The sequence below is a fragment of the Dictyobacter arantiisoli genome (assembly GCF_008326305.1).
Lineage (GTDB): Bacteria > Chloroflexota > Ktedonobacteria > Ktedonobacterales > Ktedonobacteraceae > Dictyobacter > Dictyobacter arantiisoli.
Window position 1 is genome coordinate 1 of record NZ_BIXY01000064.1, and the last position, 17,705, is coordinate 17,705.

General features: G+C 51.7%; 10 protein-coding genes and 1 pseudogene. 2 read left to right on the forward strand and 9 right to left on the reverse strand.

Going from position 1 to position 17,705, the window contains the following annotated elements; all coding sequences use genetic code 11:
* Nucleotides 1–134 precede the first annotated feature (134 nt).
* Nucleotides 135–1,049: a CBS domain-containing protein gene (locus F1593_RS18890; protein ID WP_149403124.1), complete on the forward strand. Its 915-nt coding sequence runs from the start codon at nt 135–137 to the stop codon at nt 1,047–1,049.
* 466 nt (nt 1,050–1,515) lie between these two features.
* Here F1593_RS18890 and F1593_RS29365 read toward each other — a convergent pair whose 3' ends face one another.
* The 8 genes from F1593_RS29365 to F1593_RS28465 form a co-directional block, all read right to left on the reverse strand.
* Nucleotides 1,516–2,952, reverse strand: a complete 1,437-nt coding sequence (locus F1593_RS29365) for a cellulose binding domain-containing protein (protein WP_149403125.1) — start codon at nt 2,950–2,952, stop codon at nt 1,516–1,518.
* A gap of 153 nt (nt 2,953–3,105) precedes the next feature.
* Nucleotides 3,106–4,872, reverse strand: a complete 1,767-nt coding sequence (locus tag F1593_RS18900; protein ID WP_149403126.1) for a cellulose binding domain-containing protein — start codon at nt 4,870–4,872, stop codon at nt 3,106–3,108.
* A 157-nt stretch (nt 4,873–5,029) separates the two neighbouring features.
* On the reverse strand, nt 5,030–7,945 hold the full coding sequence (locus F1593_RS29030) for a cellulose-binding domain-containing protein (RefSeq protein ID WP_235932627.1): 2,916 nt from the start codon (nt 7,943–7,945) through the stop codon (nt 5,030–5,032).
* Between the two features lie 295 nt (nt 7,946–8,240).
* Entirely contained in the window at nt 8,241–10,112 is a 1,872-nt protein-coding gene (locus F1593_RS29370) for a cellulose binding domain-containing protein (protein ID WP_235932628.1), read from the reverse strand.
* Between the two features lie 123 nt (nt 10,113–10,235).
* On the reverse strand, nt 10,236–11,693 hold the full coding sequence (locus tag F1593_RS29375; protein ID WP_149403127.1) for an arabinofuranosidase catalytic domain-containing protein: 1,458 nt from the start codon (nt 11,691–11,693) through the stop codon (nt 10,236–10,238).
* 586 nt (nt 11,694–12,279) lie between these two features.
* Entirely contained in the window at nt 12,280–14,787 is a 2,508-nt protein-coding gene (locus tag F1593_RS18920; RefSeq protein WP_235932629.1) for a cellulose-binding domain-containing protein, read from the reverse strand.
* A 544-nt stretch (nt 14,788–15,331) separates the two neighbouring features.
* Complete coding sequence (locus F1593_RS29890) at nt 15,332–15,424, reverse strand: hypothetical protein (protein ID WP_371873880.1); 93 nt, start codon at nt 15,422–15,424, stop codon at nt 15,332–15,334.
* Complete coding sequence (locus F1593_RS28465; protein WP_172632249.1) at nt 15,421–15,630, reverse strand: hypothetical protein; 210 nt, start codon at nt 15,628–15,630, stop codon at nt 15,421–15,423. Before F1593_RS28465 ends, F1593_RS29890 begins: the two co-directional genes overlap by 4 nt.
* A gap of 101 nt (nt 15,631–15,731) precedes the next feature.
* Here F1593_RS28465 and F1593_RS30150 point away from each other — a divergent pair.
* A pseudogene (locus tag F1593_RS30150) lies at nt 15,732–16,069 on the forward strand (DDE-type integrase/transposase/recombinase); the annotation flags it as partial.
* Here F1593_RS30150 and F1593_RS18930 read toward each other — a convergent pair.
* The gene (locus F1593_RS18930) at nt 16,027–17,526 is read right to left on the reverse strand and encodes a thaumatin family protein (protein WP_149403129.1); all 1,500 of its coding nucleotides are present in this window, start codon (nt 17,524–17,526) and stop codon (nt 16,027–16,029) included. The pseudogene F1593_RS30150 and the gene F1593_RS18930 sit on opposite strands and share 43 nt — an antisense overlap.
* Between the last annotated feature and the right edge of the window lie 179 nt (nt 17,527–17,705).

The following is a 17,705-nucleotide window of genomic DNA, read 5'->3' on the forward strand; positions in this document are numbered from 1 at the left end:
GCAGTCGTCGCAAGCAGCGAGAGCATCAAGAGAGTGCTATTCGCCGTATGCTCTGCCGCCAGTTTGGTTTGGATGAGTCTCTTCTTTTCAATTGTTCAGGTACGGTAAGTTAACGCGTATGGGCACATGCCCTGGTGGCGCGTGCGCGTGGTCTACATGTTAACAGTATTACGCTGTTTCTCTTTGGCGGGGTCTCTAATATTGAACAGGAGCCTTCGGCACCAGATATTGAGTTTCAGATGGCAATGGTGGGACCCCTGATAAGTCTGGCCCTGGGCGGACTGTCCTGGCTGCTACTATTGATCATGGGAGACAAAGCATCTCCTCTGAGCGCTATCCTTGGTTATCTAGCTCTGGCCAATGTTTTCCTGGGGGTCTTTAACCTTATTCCAGGCTTTCCATTGGATGGAGGTCGGGTATTGCACTCAATCATCTGGAAGTTGAGTGGAAGTGTACGCGCCGCTACGCGGATTGCTACTCAGGTAGGACAATTGATTGCATACTTTTTTATATTTATTGGCCTGCTAGCCTTCTTTCGTGGCAATTTTCTGGATGGCTTATGGATAGGTTTTATTGGTTGGTTTTTACTGAGTGGAGCGGCCACGGCCAACACACAGAGTATGTTAGAGACGATGTTCAAAGGAGTGCTTGTAGGTGATGTCATGAATCATAGTCCTGCCATGGCACCTGCCAATATCTCCGTACAAAAATTAGTGGATGAATTTTTGCTGCCCCATGGTTGGCGCAGCGTTTTTATTATGCAGCAGGATCATCTAGCTGGTTTGATCGCACTCAGTGATATCCGCCATGTCCCCCGTGAACAATGGAACCAGACGCCAGTAGGCATGGTGATGGTGCCAATGGAGCGTTTGCATGCCGTTACTGCAGAACAAAGCCTCAATGATGTTTTACCTCTGATGGTTCGCCAGGATCTTAATCAGTTACCAGTGGTGCAGGAGGGTCGGTTGGTAGGATCGATCAGCCGTGAGAATATTATGAGCTTCGTTGAGATTAAGCGCGGCCTGGGTCTGGATCAAGGGAATGCATAGCCGTGTTTATTGCATGATGCCTTTCTCCTTCTACGGAGCATGTATGCTAAGAATGTGTCGGACTCCCAGTACCATCGGGATCTTACTGTTTGACCTGCTGGCAGGCGCATGCGCACCTGCGCCCTTTTTAGTGTGTAGTGTCGGAAAACTGAACCGATAGCCGACAATCATCCGACTGTAATCATCTTCGATAGCCGTGAGGTAGGGCTTGTTCGGCTTGCCTGCTTCATCAAGCAGAAGAATGGGAAACTTGCAATGATCCGCTCACGAAATTCCAAAATTTACACCTCAGTGACTCAAATTCTCTATTTGAGCCCCTCCAAAATCGGGTCAATTCCAAGTTTTAATCGACACCGATGGTACTGTTAAATTGACTTTCATCATGTCTTGCGGACTCCTTTTTAAGAAAGAGCCTGCAAGACATGACCCAACATTTCACTACCACCTATCCTTAGAGCGCTCTTTTTTAAATCACACTACAAGGCTGTCCATTAAGCGTAAACGCAGTGGGATTGGTGTTGGTCCCGTTCCAGGATGCATTATAGCCTGGACTGACAGAAGCTCCAGGAGCAATGGATGCATTATAGGAGACATTGACAATCGTAACAGAACTGCCTAATTGGGAGAAGGTCCCATTCCAACCTTGCGTAATCGTCTGCCCGTTGGCGAACGAGAATTGCAAACTCCAACCATTAATAGCCGTGCTTCCCGTGTTTGTGATGGTCAGGGTACCACCAAATCCCCCAGGCCACTGGCTAGTTACCGCGTAATGCACAGAACACTTCGCACCAGAAACCGGTGTTGGTGTTGGCGTCACCGTCGGTGTTGGCGTTGGCGTTGGCGTTGATGTTACGCCACCCCAGCCGTACTGGAGCCGATCGAGACCGGACTGGTTGGTGATGCTCAGTGAGAGATTGGTACCACTGCCATTGAGTGACGTGATCGCACACGATGCGTTCTCACAAGGGCCAGGGCCACTCGTTTGTGTAGCTTGCTTGACGCCAGTCCACAGGATCGAACCCATGCCCAGGCTGCGTACGGTATCAGTGATCCCATACAGGTACGACAGATCGTTGTTCCCATCCCTGGGACCATCGTAGTTAACGCCAGTATTCATCGGGACACCGAACTCAGTCAGCACTGCGCGGCTGGCGTAACCACAGAGTGCGTTCTGGAAGTCGGTGACCCAACCTGCCTCGGTGGTGTGCGAGTCACCAAACATACCATAGATATGGATCGATAACAGGGTCCCGCTCAGGCGCGAGTCAGCACCCACCGCGCACAGGTTGGTGTCAGAGTACAGACCTGGAACGATTACCCGACCACGAGGCAAGCCAGGATAGCGTGCCAGCCAGGCGGCCTCGAAGTTGGTCAGATTTGTGGCACTATAGGCATAAGGCTCGTTCATGATATCGAAGTAGAAGTTGCTGTTCCCGCTGTACTTGTTGATCACGGTGTCCCACATAGTGTAGAACGATGTGGTATCGCTGACGGTGCCGCCCTGTAGCCACGGCGCGACGACGACATTCATGCCCAGCGCCGAGGCGGCATCCCACGCTGCCGTGTAGCTGCCCCACCAGGATCCTGACGTGGTTGCCGCGTTGAACGGCAACCGCACCGTGTTGGCCCCCAGACTCTGGAATCCCTTCAGGATCGCGGTCGCCTTCGTGTATGTGGTCGCGTAACTATCTGATGCTGACAGACCCACCGGGACGAGGTTGCCAGTGATAAAGTTGTCATTCGGGTTTGCCCAGTTCACTCCGTGGAACTGATTGGTGTTACTCGCTGCCTGAGCAGCAGGCATATTTCCTGCCTGCGTCGTTCCAAGTAGCGCGACAATCGCAGCTACCATAAGTAACGCACTAAATATACAACTCAGTCGCATCGTGCGTGAATTAAACATGCCATTGCTCCTCCTTGTTAATCAGGCATCATCTATGTGCCTTTGAGTATGAAGAGCGTGCTCTTCTTCTCTGTTAGAGATAATTCTTTTTCTGGGGAATAGGACGCTGTGGCGCTGTTGTTGATATCAACCTCGCTTCAGCGTCCGGCTTGCTTACACCGTTGTACACGTCTTCCCGTTGAGAGCAAAAGATGTGGGTACCGCGTTGCTGCCATTCCAGGCACCATTAAAGCCAAAGTTAGTATTGCTTCCAGGAGAGATCGTGGCATTGTAGGAAACATTGGTCACCGAGACCGATGCCCCGGACTGGGTAGGAGTGCCATTCCAAAGTTGGGTGATCGTTTGCCCATTGGCAAAGGTCCAGGTCAGGGTCCATCCATTGATCGTGGTGGTTCCTGTATTGTTGATCGTCACGCTGGTCCCAAAGCCGCCAGCCCACTGATTGGTGATCGCGTAGTTTACTGAGCAAGCTTGTCCTCCTGTCACTGGCGTTGTCGTAGGTGTCACGGTTGGTGTTGTCGTAGGCATGACAGTTGGCGTTGGTGTTGGCGTCACAGCCGAACCGGGCGTGACTTTCAGCAATCGGGAGGCATGCGCATTGAGCGTCGCACTGAAACTGTTCGTTATTGTGCCCAGATTCGTATGGCTCCAGAGATCGCGCACGCTGGCCGGTCCACTGAAACCAAGGCTACTCCAATTGACGCTCACCGTCGCCGTTGAACCGCCCAGATTGAACAGTCCTACTGTATAGGAACCATCGCCATTATCGGCAAACCAGACCTGCTGCGAACTCGCTTGAGAGATCGGATGCGCCTGGTGACCTGCCTGATCAACTGCGATGACCTCAGTATTGGTAAGCAACGAAAGACCATAGCTGTCCAATGAGGTGAGATTATCTCCAATCGAGAGAGGCGCAGACTCGATAGACCAGAGGGTCATATATGTCTGGCGCTCGTCGTTGCTCAGACCATCCCGTGAGCCATTGCCCACATCCAACGAATCAAGGTCATTCCATCCCCCAGGCTTCCCATCTCCCACCCATCGCGGTGCGTCATTAAAGCGGGACAAAACACTATTCCAGGTTACGAGCGTGGAACAATAGCACTCGACATCCCCATCAATGCGCCAGCCGTTGGTATTCTGTTGCCAGATGCTCACGTTATTGACATCCAGGTTATTCGAGAGGCTGAAGTAAATATTGCGTCCTGACTGTTTCAAGGCGGTTGACCACGCCTGGATATCAGAAATGTCCGCGTCACCCACTCCATCTATCTTGAGAAAATCAACCCCCCAGGATGCTAACTCGTTGGCCCATGAGTTAATAAATGCCTGTGCTCCTGGTTTGCTGTAATTAATGTAGTACATCGCGCTGTTGCCATAATTGTAATTGACCTCGTGCCTGCTTGTATCAGCAATATCAGCCGCGTGATAGCTGGTTCCCTGGATCGGCGTATTCTGATTGACAGCAGCGACTGGAATGCCTGGAGTCAGGTAGATACCAAATTTCAGGCCTAGATTATGCATATAGCTGGCTGTGGCTGCAATGCCATCGGGAAAGCGGCTCGTGTCCGTGGCCCAGCGACCATATTGATCCACGGTTGTGGTGGGATTGAGGTACCAGAAATCGTCCAGGTTGATATAGGTATACCCATACGACTTGAGTGTGCTCGCCATCGCCTGGGCCTGGGTCTTGATCGCCGCTTCGGATGGGTTATTGCGAATGCTACTCCAACTGCTCCAGCCCATCAAGGGTGTTTGAGCCAGGCCATTGTTCTCCAGAGGGCGCACCACGCTGGCATGTACGCTGTTTGCATTGGCAAACATCAGCACTGACGAAAAAATGAAGATGAGCAAGATAGGGAGAGCACAGTAATATCGGATACGATGGATAAAAACGCCTTGGTCTGATTTTTTTTGCATAAAAAGTCTCCATCTCGTTCATACCAGGGTCACATACAGGCCCTGCTTTGCATGACTTTTATCAAAAATCGTACAACGGTTAATAACCTTCAGGTGCCCATGCCCACGTAAGACGGTGCGAACCATCTTACGTGGGGTACTTGAAGAGGATTGAGCATTAGGAGATGCTACAAGGTACACCATTCAGTGTGAACAAGGTGGGATTCGTATTACTCCCGCTCCAGGCACCATTAAAGCCAAAGTTAGCATTGCTTCCAGATGAGATCGTGGCATTGTAGGAAACATCGGTCACCGAGACCGATGCCCCGGACTGGGTAGGAGTGCCATTCCAAATTTGGGTGATCGTTTGCCCATTGGCAAAGGTCCAGGTCAGGGTCCATCCATTGATCGTGGTGGTTCCTGTATTGTTGATCGTCACGCTGGCCCCAAAGCCGCCAGCCCACTGGCTCGTGATCGCGTAGTGCACTGAGCAGGCTTGCCCAGTGATCACACTCGTGGGCGTTGGCGTCGGCGTCGTACCTACTGTGGGCGTTGGCGTTGGCGTCGTACCTACTGTGGGAGTCGGCGTCGGCGTCGTACCTACTGTGGGCGTTGGCGTTGGTGTCGGTACCACTCCTGAGCCGGGTAGACCGATTGTCGCCGAACCGAGTGCTTTATATGATGTGGCCGCCTGACCAGAGACCGACGCAAACGGTAAAGATGAGTTCAACGTATTCGTCTGCTCGACCAGGTACGAGTGATTGGCTTGCAGTGGGATAGTAAACGTGCCAGCCGTTGTTGGCGCAACCACCACATTCCCACTTGTATTGTCCATAACTTCCACACTCTGGCCAGACCAGGGATTGCGGATCGACTGATTTGTAGTTGAGCCTGCCTGAATGCCTACCGTAATCAATGATCCATGATGATATTGCACCGAGACCTTGCTATTGCCATGGATATAGACCACTCCATCGGCATCCCATGTCGATGGCCACGCTGGGGTGATACGCAGGAGATCATCGTAGTCCTGCACCAGCGCTTCTTGCAACGTTGCCGCAAGAACCCCTCCCTGTTCTACATAAGGCTCCTGCGTATTGCTTGTCGACCAGAGAGCCAGACCTGATGGGAGCACTTGATATGTTTTGACAAGGGTGGCTAGCGTCGAGGCAACTTCGCTGGATAAGCCCAGGCGTGCGGCCTGTAACGGGTCCAAACTCCAATCCGGTGAGGTCCTGGTACTGCGACTGTTGTAGGATCTGACCGCCAGACTGGTTAAGGAGCTATTGTCACCAATCAACCCATACGGCCAGACAGGCTCTAAGCCCAGATTCTCAACATTATGCCGAGATGCTGCTGGTTGATAGGACGGCGCAATCATATCATTGCCTGCTGCATCAGCACTGGGTGAGAGCAATTGTTGTTGCGTTGCGGTGTCTGTTCGAGGATAAGAGAGAATGTGGGGAAGCGCCGCCTGCAACTGGGAAACGAGAGATGAATCACGATTGAGGATCGTCGCTGCCTTGACAACAGCAGGGAAAAGCGCCTGCATCGCCGCGATATCTGTCGTCGGATCATTAACATCCCATTGCGTCTCATGTGCATTCGAGGGCTTGGTGTGCAGATAACCATCCGATCCCATCGAAGCATACGAGAGAAGAAACTGTGCAGCGGCTGACATGACCGGATAGTTGGTGCTCAGGAACGTCAGATCTCCGGTGTAGAGATATTGTTGCCAGATCCACAACGCGACCTCAGAACCCGATGTTAAGGTGCGTGCATTGAACGAAGGACTGATAGTCGAATCGCACGAGGCATTGGAGGCTCCATACCCTGTCCCAACACCGTAATAGCCATTCCCATTGAAGCGCATCGTTTCGGGAATACAGGCTCCGGCGTGTCCTCCCATGTGCTGGTTGGTCCAGGTTTCGATATTCGAGAGATTCTGGCTGTACAGTTGGAAGTAAGGAGTATTGAGCGCGAAAGCTCCAGCCCCCATGTTTGCATCCACCTGCATGCGCAGATTCCATTCCCAGTAATCAGATGGCACCCACTGATGCGAATCTTGCGAGTACGAAAACAGGTCACCAACGCCAGCTTGCGAACCGGGGAACTGCCCACGACTCTCTGCTGCGGCTGTGTAGAGATTGACCATCCGAACGTTTTCAAAGTATTGGGCCGCGTTGTCTGGAGAGGAAAGTTTCATCAGGCCAACCTGGCTCCAATAATTGTGCCACCAGCTCAAATGAGCACTTTGTAACGAGGAGGAACTCTGTTGTGCATCGTTGCTTAAAAAGCTTTGTGCTGTTGACATGGCATTACCACCGGTCCAGGCTGGTGCGCCAGCAATCACGCGAAATGTGCCATCAGCATTCGGCTTGAAGGTGACTTGTACGGTCTCCGAATTGACCACGCTGGCCTGCACATTCTGACCGTTCGCGGTTAAGGCAGCCAGGGTTCCAAAGGTGCGACCGGATGACCCGGGGCCACCGTTATCGACCCATGTCTCAGCCAATGTGGCTAGCGAGCCACTTGCGGCAGTGCTCGGGCTACGTCCTGACCAGAGATGGACCTGGACGGTCTGCGTCTGCGTCGGATTTGCGCCCGTGACATCGACGACAAGTTCATCTTTATCTGCGCGAACATAGCTACGTGCAGTGATACCGTTGCCATGTTCAACAAACATACCATCGTACAAGTTGACCATACCTACATAGTTGCTGGCCCCGCTCATGTTTGTTAAGCTAGAAAGGACGACCTGACCAACTGCCTTCCGGTCGGGGAAGGTGTCTGTGCGATTCAACTGGACGGTCAACCCATTGGCGCTCCATGCGGCTGCGCCCAACACCCCATTGCCAAGAGGCATAGACTGATCTGGCTGGAGGTTGGGCGCTTGCAAAATAACGTTTGAGCGCTGCACGATGCCTGGAGTATCCATAGCAAGCTGTCCGTTCTGCCACGCAGTTGTATCTGTGGAAGCTTGCGCAATACTAGTCCATATTGGGAGAGATACGACCAGCACGGCTATTATGATTATGGGAATCGTGCTTTTGATACCCAAAAGGTGTAGCCACGATGAAGGGTGTTTCTTCATGAAACAATAGCTCCTTTGATACCCAAAAGGTGTAGCCACGATAAAGGGTGTTTCTTCATGAAACAATACCTTTTTTTGAAATTATTTAACTAGTGGTAAAAAGCAACCAGATCGCTAGATTGCTTTCGGATGGATAAGAGAACGCTGCCCAATTTCCTTCTCCATGATTTGTGTATAAGAGTCAAGGATTTGTGTATAAGAGTCAAGCCTCAACGTTGGGTCTGCAATTCTGGACGCCTTTGAAAAGCCATCGCGTGCTCTCCCTCCCTGAGCACGCGATGACCGAGAAAAACGATTAGACGACGCTACAAGCCGCCCCATTCAAGGTGAAGGCGGTCGGTGAGCCATTACTTCCTGCCCACGAGCCGTTAAAGCCAGGAGGCGAGTTCAAGGTTCCCCCCGCGGGAATAGAGCCATTGTAGGAGTCATTGCTAATGGTGACCGCACTGCCACTTTGCGTTACTGTGCCGTTCCAGAGTTGGGTGATCGTTTGCCCATTGGGAAACGAAAACTTCAGGCTCCAGCCATTAATGGCTGTTGAACCGGTATTGGTGATCGTCAGACTTGCCCCAAAGCCTCCCTGCCACTGATTGGTGACCGCGTAATGCACACTACAACTGGCACCTGAGACAGGTGTAGATGTCGGTGTTGGCGTCGGGGTAACTCCCTGGGTTGGCGTTGGCGTCGGGGTAGCTCCCTGGGTTGGCGTCGGCGTTGGCGTGGTTCCGCCAGTACCACTGAGCACATAGGTGACCAGTGAGCGAGCAGGAATGGTTGTGCTGAAGGAACCACCATTGACAGAGGTAGATGCTTGCTGAGCCGTATGACTGGAATTATTGGTCAGATAGGGCGTCACCGTTGTGCCATTTGCCACTCCCAGGTTTTGCAAGGAATAGGAGGCCGTAATTGCGTTGTTGGCGGTGTTGAGTACCACAATGGATGTTGTTCCATTGGTATTCTTGTACGCACTCACTTGTAGGTTATTGTCTCCCGAACTGGCTCCAATGCGGACAGCGCCGGGACGAATAAAGCGGCTGTAGTTGGCAAAAGCCCACAAACGGCCTGTTGGAACAACTGTTGTCCCGTTGAACTGGACCAGTTGCTCGTTATCGGTGCCATTAGAAGCGCCCCACCAGTAAAGAAACGCGCTCAGATTAGCCGAGGTCAGACCAGTGGAAATGTTCTGTGCCCAGGTCAAACCGGAAGCGTCACTGCCATCGTCCCAAGCCGAATCAAAATTGTCAAATGTGGACCACTCTGTCTCCCAGGCATGGTGGCTACCTAATCCAGTAATCGGGAAGGTCGGTCCACCGGCATACCCGTGGCTGGAGAAGATGCTGAATGAAGAATTGGCGGCAGCGTTATTTTCGAGTCCGGTGGCGTAGCTTTGCGCCGAGCTCCAACCAAGCACATCACAACACACAATCTTTGGACTCAGCCCCGCTCCCCGGACGGCTGATCCCAAAGTCCCAATAAAGTCAGCCGCTTGCGTGGGATTCATGATCATGCTGGAATAGTTCGTCGTATAATTGAGTTCGTTGAAGGCTCCGAGCTCTGTAAGGGGGACGCCAGCACTCTGGTAATCTTTAGCATACTGAACCAGGTAGTTGGCATAGGCTTGTCGCCAATCACCAGTGCTACAGGAAGATGCTCCAGGAGCGCCGCAGAGCGTGCCACCATTCGCCTCGTTCCCGTTGGTTTTCATATAACCAGGAGCACTCCATGCATCCCCATACAACTGCGTGACCCCATAATTTTTCGCCTGTTGAGACATCCAGATCTGCCCCTCACTACTGCCATCCCACCGATATGTCGGCGTCGCACCTGGATTTCCAGGACTGTTGGGTTCGATAGTACTCCCAGAGGCGGAAGGAAGCAGATTGCGCAAAATGGTGAAGCCTGCACCGGTGGTCGGACTGTAGAGCAAATCCAGAATCTGCTTCTGCTCACTAGAGGACAGATTTTGCAAACTCCCGGCCTGTCCAAACGCTTCTGAAAATCCAAAACCATCCATCGTTTGATAGGTAGTTGCTCCATTGATGGTGACAGCAGATGCCGCAGAGGCGCGTTGTTGGAAGAAGCTGACATTGATTACGACACTGAGCAATGCGATGCCAATCAGTACAGAGAATACGACAGGGCGTCGTCGATGATGCTGTTTCATCATGTTCCTTTTCCTTCTTTAGAAGAGGCATTATAACAATGAAAGATGCCTCCTTCTTGCTTCTGAAACTTTCAAGAAGCAAGAAGGGTGATCTTGCAGTCTCCTCACCTTGAACTGGCATCCACATCAAACAACACTACAGGTGGCTCCATTCAAGGTAAAGGCAGTGGGTGAGCCATTACTCCCTGCCCACGAGCCGTTAAAGCCAGGAGCTGAATTCAGGGTTCCCCCGGCAGGAATTGACCCATTGTAGGAGACGTTGCTAATGGTGACCGCACTGCCACTTTGCGTCACCGTGCCGTTCCAGAGTTGGGTGATCGTCTGTCCATTGGGAAACGAAAACTTCAGGCTCCAGCCATTGATGGCAGTTGAGCTGGTATTGGTGATGGTCAGGCTTGCCCCAAAACCTCCCTGCCACTGATTGGTGACCGCGTAATGCACGCTACAACTGGCACCTGAGACAGGTGTAGATGTCGGCGTTGGAGTTGGAGTAGCTCCCTGTGTTGGCGTCGGCGTTGGAGTAGCTCCCTGTGTTGGCGTCGGCGTTGGCGGTGGTGGAGTACTGTTGCCATAACCAGCTGCAACAATATTGGCCTGCACTGCGTTTTCGGTCGCATCCGATGGGTAGCCGGAAGTCATCGCACCTTCGAAGAAGGAACCGTCTGCACCATCGCTGTTGTCGCCGCCAGTGCCCAGGATAATCGCTCCCTGCTTGTGCATGGGGTTGTACCCCGAGGCATTGGGACGTGGTCCACTGTACATCGTGGTCAGGCTACCCGATTGCGCATTGCCCGCTTTGATCGCCCATTGATTGGGTCCGCCGTTCACCATTGCGGTGACGTAGTGAGAAGTGATGCTCTGATCGCCACTGTTGAAACCAACGTTTACTCCGGAAAAAAGACCGTTTTCGAGGTCCGCCATGACCCAGGGGCCATTGCCAGAACCGTAGCCCCACACTCTGATATTTCCGAAGTAGATGGCTTCCATGGTGCCGTTGCCGTCGTCACGGCTGTTGGTCTCGGCATTGCCGTAGTCGAAGCAACATCCACCGTTGTAGTGCGTGCCGTCGAAGATCGCGTATTCGCCCTCTGCATTATCGCCGGTTGCGATGCCATTGGTGGAGTTGTCGCGGTATCCGGTGCCAGAAGGTATATAGACGCCGTAGACGTGATGACCGCTAACTGTCAATGGTAGCGCGCTCGCGTTCGCGAGGTTATCAGGACCGGGGGCAGCCCCACCGGCGGGCGCTTGAGTGAGATTGTTGCCACGCCCGGACTGGTCGTAGATGATGGTGATGACGCAGCTCGTGCCAGCGCAGAACGAATCTTGCGCGGCTGCATTGGCATAGCCACCCGCGCTCAGGACGCCAATGTTCAACGTGGTGTTATCTGAGGCACGTCTGACCTGGTACAGGTTCCCGTTGTAGGCGCTGAATAGGGCACGCACTGTACTATGGGCAGCAACACATGGCGTACCGCCAGATGCATACAGGTCACAGGGTAGCGACCCTGCCGCCCGGGCCTGTGTGCTAGCAATGCTGAGCGCACTGGCAATAATAGTCACAACCGCAATGAGTGCCAACATGGGTCTCCACCTGCGGGAGCACAAATGTTGAGCGTATAAGAGAGATTGTTTCACGTCCTTGTGTCCTTTCAACTAGAACGTCTCATAGAGATCTTTCTCCACAAGCATGGACAAACAGCAGTGTTGTTAGACCCGTTTCTCCGAGACGAATGTCTGGCATAGTGCCAAGTAAATGAGACGAGTTCGCGATACTGCATGAACCAGACAACAAACACACATACAGGCTCTTGAGAGCAGCTAGAGGATAGTGACGAAAGCTGGCAAGGCACGTCCCTATGCTTGAGCTGTTCTTCATGAGCGAAAAGAGGTGATCATCCTCTCCTGGATGATGATTCTAGTATAATGCGTGCAGCGTGCAATATCAATGCATAATTGTTCAATTTTTCTTCACAAAAGTTGCACTTTCATCTTTTAAAAGTGCTCGTTCGCGCATACTTGGAGCATTGCGTGATTGGCTTCGTGCGTGAACAAGATACCTTTTCTTTAGCTCTCCCAGGATCATCTGGTATCTCTCGCCTGAAAAGGAGCCATCGCGTGCTCACACGTACACTCAGGAAAGAAAGCACGCGATGCCCTACCTCTAGGATCAGACGACGCTACAGGCCACCCCATTCAACGTGAATGCGGTTGGTGGCGAGTTAGTCCCATTCCAGGTTCCGTTGAAGCCGGGTGAGGAAGAGGTCGACTGTCCCGCCGGAATGGAGCCGTTATATGAGATGTTGGTAATGGTAACCACACTGCCACTTTGCGTCACCGTGCCGTTCCAGAGTTGGGTGATCGTTTGCCCATTGGGGAATGAGAACACCAGGCTCCACCCATTGATGGCAGTTGAGCTGGTATTGGTGATGGTTAAACTTGCCCCAAAGCCCCCTTGCCACTGGTTGGTAACCGCGTAATGAACGCTACAACCACTGCCGCCTTGGATCGGCGTGGGGGTCACACCGGGCGTTGGTGTTGGCGTCACACCGGGTGTTGGCGTTGGCGTCACACCGGGTGTTGGCGTTGGCGTCACACTGGGAGTTGGCGTTGGCGTTGAGGTAGATACGGGAGTCACGCTTGGGATTGGCGTTGTCCCCACATTCTGATAAGCAGCTTCCAGACCCGCACTTTGTATGATACTCTGGGCAGCGGCGGGCCAATTCGCACTTGGATAGACCATGGGAAGATTCTCGACGCTATTGCTTGCAATAGGAGTATAGATGTTCCCATTGGTTGAATAGGTGTTCGTGATTGTCAAATTTGTCTGTTCACAACAGTTGTTGGCTGAGTAGGTCAACGTGCCGGACGAGACGTTGATCACAGTATTTGTCATCGTGATACCCGCTGATCCCTCATCCATATGGACCCCTTCGGATTTCCCATGATTGGGAATACCATTGAGGTAATTATTGATAAGTGTGGTGTTTGGTTGAGCTCCAAGGGTATAGATGGCACCGGTATCCGTTAAGGCCTGCACCATATTGAAAAAGTCGTTATACGCTACAGTGTTGTTTCCTGCAACGGTGGTTGGGCGTCCAGGAAAAACGGAGTCGCTGGCTCCATTGAAATTATGCCAGCCCCACCCCATGGAAAGACCATTGTATGGCGTATTCTGGATCACATTATGTTCAAAATCAAACTTGTTGACAAAGTAAGCTGCCACTGCCGCATGGCCCAGGAAGAGCACGGCTGTATTGAGTGTTACATTGTCCTTAAATACATCGTTAATGCAGTCACCTTCAACACCCGGAGGAAATTTCTCGTGGGTGCCTCCATCTCCAATGTAAACATGCTGCGGATAGTCAATGGAAAAGGCCGACCCGCCGATATCGTAAAAGTAATTGCCAATAGTTTGGGAATTGATCACATCGTTGCGTTCTGCCAGCCCATCATCTCCAGTGTGTGCAAAAGTATTGCGGGTAAAGGTGATATTCTGGCTACTGTCCACCATGACCGCAGCAGGAATGGTATCAATGGAACGGTAGACATCGTTATGCCAGTTCGACTGGGCAAAGGCAATTGAGACGGTGTCTCCCTGGACAGAAGCTTTCCCATATGATCCGCCAACATTTTCCAGATTCCAGTCGCTGTATGCAAAGTCCAGACCAGAGAAGGTCAGATTCTGCACGCGATTACTGGTGGAGGTTCCTTCGACGCTGAGCAAGGTGTTCAGATTATCGTTGGGCGCAATTACGGTCGCGGTAGCCATATTCTGTCCGGGCAATGCGTCATAGTAGAGGGTTTGCGCTGCCCGATCAAAGTAAAATTGTCCCGGTGTGTTGAGCAGTGAGAAGGCATTATAGACTGTCACTTGTGTGCCACTTCCACAATTGAAACCAGCACCCCAGCCAGCCTGTTCAGCAATAGCCCCATAAGGCTGTTGCAGTTCGGCTACAGTATGACCACCACTGGTGGTAGTTCCTCGAACCGTCACGATGACCTGGTTCCAGGTGCTACTCGTACTCATCTCGATATCGCTAATGTTACTACTTACCTGAGGGAAATCGGAAGGGTTAAATTGGAGGCCATCAGCCTGGGAGCCACTGACCCAGGCCCAACTGGCTTGACCAGCCGTGATAGAATAGGTCCCCCAACAACCCTGGCTGGTAATGGTCTTTGAGGTCATCATTGCTCGACGGTCATTAACATACAAACTGCGCAATTTGTCAGTACGGCTGAGATGGGCTTTATAGATGCTTCCACTGTACTGCATCCAACCCGTTACCTGTGCACCGCCACTAAGCACTGGCGTTTGACCAGAATACGCTTCATAGTATATCTGATGTCCATTTGTACCGGAATCTTTTGGGGTGAACGTGATTGTATTGTTGAGCGTATACATTCCCCCTAGCAGATAAACTACGATGTCACCGCTCATATTCCCATTGACTGTTTCTACGACCTGGCGGGCGTGGTCAATAGTGGCAAAGGGAGAATTGATGCTGGTGCCACTGTTGCTATCGGAACCAGTAGGAGAGACATAATAGGTCGCTTGGACCGCAGCATGCGCCGCCTGTGGGAAAATAATAAAGAGGCTTCCTCCACAAAAAGCCAGGAGGAAGAAGAGCGCCAAACCGCTTCTCATATACATACCACGGATGTTTTGACGTTGCATCGATGAATCCTTTCTTAAGCTGCAACGCTCACTGATGCGTTTATGAGTATAAAAATGCTCAGATCTCACATGGTTAAAAACAAAAAATCCTCTTCTCCTTTCTTCTGCATGGTCGTATCCAATTATCTATGCTCTATATAACGAACAAACGATCCGTCCTCTGTTCGTGCATACAAAAACTCAATCTGAACGACAAGCGGACTTCGGGATGTAAAGATAACTACCTGTTTGCATGTCATCCTTTCTATAAAAAATGGGCACTGTGTGCCGCACCACTTTTTCTTCTCTTCCCATTATTCACACAGTACGAAACGTTTCGCGTGCATTCAGGGACGAGTATAACCAAAAAAATCAGAGAAGTCAAGGAGAGCAACTTTCCGCAACAAAAAGTTCTCACTCACAAAGCCGTCAGTGCCATGAATCAGTCGAGGTATCCACACCTGTTCCTTGTTGCGCAGAGACCAGGAGGAGAGAAAATGTTCGTGTCATGGGCATACCAGCATAAGTTCCCCGCCTTTTTCCAATACGGAGACGTTTCTTGGCATCATACCATCGATCCCGTGCGTACAAACAGGGGAAGAATTTCTAATGGAGCGTTCGCCTCCACAGTTTGCGCTTCTGCGAATCGTTTCGCTATCCAGAAATCATACCAATCGCAGCCTGCTGGGAGGTTGGCCTGGCGTGTTCGGGAATGTGGAGGGAATGGTTGCGAACCTGGAAGATAGTACATCCTGTTCCCATTGTCGTTTCATCGATAACCACTCCAGCATGCCAGTTCCGCAAATAGGCAGAGTCGGAACTTGGGGCGCACGCCTGAGTATAGCGAAGCACAGCGTCCAGCACAACTATGAACCATTTCAGTAGGGCAAATAGGATCAAGTTCCTTTCCAAAAATTTGCGGAACATCCTAGCTGATCAGTTCATACCCGTCATGGCCGCTGTGCTCCTATCATAGCGCAGTACGCGAAACGCTGGGGAATGAGATGGCTCATCGGACCAACGTGTACCTCAACAACCGCATAGAACAAGATCATTGAGGCATCAAACAGCGATATTACCCCTGCATGGTTTTGGAAATTTTGCATCAGCATCTCGCCTTTGTCGTGCACTTGAAGAATTACACCAGTATTTCCACCCTCGAGACATGAAAAGAGAAACAATGTCACTGGCTCAACAACGACGAATCTTCCGTGAACGCTTGGCAGCTTTGCAGGAACTGATGAGTGCCGTTTCAATTGATCAGGGTTGGGTCCAGGAATTTGAGCCTGTATCGGTCTGCTGACCATTCTGACTAAAGGTAAACGAGTAGGTGCCACCCTGGCCTGAACCTATGCTGCTGGCCGTGTATTCCCAGCGCGAGGAGCCCGAGTTATATGTCATCTGGACATTCTGCTGCCCTAGATTCGGGTCAGTATAGTGCACGATGACATAATCGGCTGACCAGCCATTGGGCTGGAACCAGAACAGCGTTTGCCCTCCACCGGAGGTATCCGCGCCCTGATTGTATCCCGGACCCGACGAGGATGAACTGGCGGAAACAACCGGTGGCGGTGGTGCGCTGCCACTTCCCTGTGTCCAGGAATTTGAGCCTGTATCGGTCTGCTGACCATTCTGACTAAAGGTAAACGAGTAGGTGCCACCCTGGCCTGAATCTATGCCGCTGGCTGTATACTCCCAGCGCGAGGTGCTCGAGTTATATGTCATCTGAACGTTCTGCTGCCCCAGATTCGGGTCAGTATAGTGCACGATGACATAATCGGCTGACCAGCCATTGGGCTGGAACCAGAACAGCGTTTGCGTTGAACTGGGAGTATCCGTACCCTGGTTAAATCCCGAGCTACTTGCTGACGATGGCGGTAAAGCAGGCGGAGTGGTCGGTACTGGTACTCGTACTGGTACTGGTATTGGTGCTGGAGGTGAAGCTCCATTAGCGGGTCCAAATGTTATAGCATAGTTCGCATTAGTATCGGTAAACGTACTGGTTGCATCGTCGTAGGCGTAGCTATATGCATTGGGACATTGGCTCTTGAAGTAGGCCGCATAATTAACGGGCCAGGTTGTAGGATTGCAGGCTGCTCCAACGTAAGGTCCCTCACAGCAATATTGGTCCGTGCCAAAGACCTCGCAGGCGCTTTTGCAGCCAACGATGCGTCCACTGGCATCCGTATCCTGTAAGGCTGCCGGGCAGTTGGGATTCAAATCGGTTCCACAGCCTGCAACGCCGCACCTGTATGGATTGTTAGGATCAGGCTGTGCGCCGCCGACCGGCGTGATTGTCATCGGGACGTTAAAGCCATCAACATGACTGACATCATAGAAATCATTACCGCCCCACCCGCTGAGCGTAAACTCCGCCAGCGTCTGAGGTCCTACGCCAGTGGCACCGTTGCACTGGAGCACTGTGCCACAACTTCCTGTCTCACAGTTTCCCGTGCCGCTCGCGTCGAACGAGCAATAGGTGCGCCCCCAGAATCGTCCCTGCCAGTTATCGGCAACCGTCAGCGAATAGGTTGAGCCGGGATCCATGACCCAGCCACCATTGGCAGGCGTAGCAAAGCCTGCATTGGGTGCAGCCGCAGCCCAGATGGTTTCTGACGTGTTGTTCGTAAATGTGATGGTATGCCCACTCGGTGGCGTCGGTGAATCAGCATGGGCTGGTATGAGACTGACAATGAGAAAAGTAGCGATAGTTGTCAGAACTACTATTAATAGTGATAGTATCTTGCCTGGTTTTTTCATTATGAATCTCCTTCAGAATGAAAGCTGCGTATTTTTATACAGATACGTATAGAGTTATAGATGCCAGAAATCTCTGGTAATTACGGAAATAGTTCAATACATGCATATTTGCAATATTCTCTTATAATAGTGCATTAGACAAGGGGGATATAGGGACAGTTTTTCATCTCAATGCGACA

Bases quoted from the DNA above. Each gene is read 5' to 3' on its own strand.
- F1593_RS29030 (WP_235932627.1), bottom strand. From the start codon at position 7,945: ATGAAGAAACACCCTTCATCGTGGCTACACCTTTTGGGTATCAAAAGC.
- F1593_RS29365 (WP_149403125.1), bottom strand. From the start codon at position 2,952: ATGTTTAATTCACGCACGATGCGACTGAGTTGTATATTTAGTGCGTTA.
- F1593_RS29370 (WP_235932628.1), bottom strand. From the start codon at position 10,112: ATGATGAAACAGCATCATCGACGACGCCCTGTCGTATTCTCTGTACTG.
- F1593_RS29375 (WP_149403127.1), bottom strand. From the start codon at position 11,693: ATGTTGGCACTCATTGCGGTTGTGACTATTATTGCCAGTGCGCTCAGC.
- F1593_RS18930 (WP_149403129.1), bottom strand. From the start codon at position 17,526: ATGAAAAAACCAGGCAAGATACTATCACTATTAATAGTAGTTCTGACA.
- F1593_RS18920 (WP_235932629.1), bottom strand. From the start codon at position 14,787: ATGCAACGTCAAAACATCCGTGGTATGTATATGAGAAGCGGTTTGGCG.
- F1593_RS18900 (WP_149403126.1), bottom strand. From the start codon at position 4,872: ATGCAAAAAAAATCAGACCAAGGCGTTTTTATCCATCGTATCCGATAT.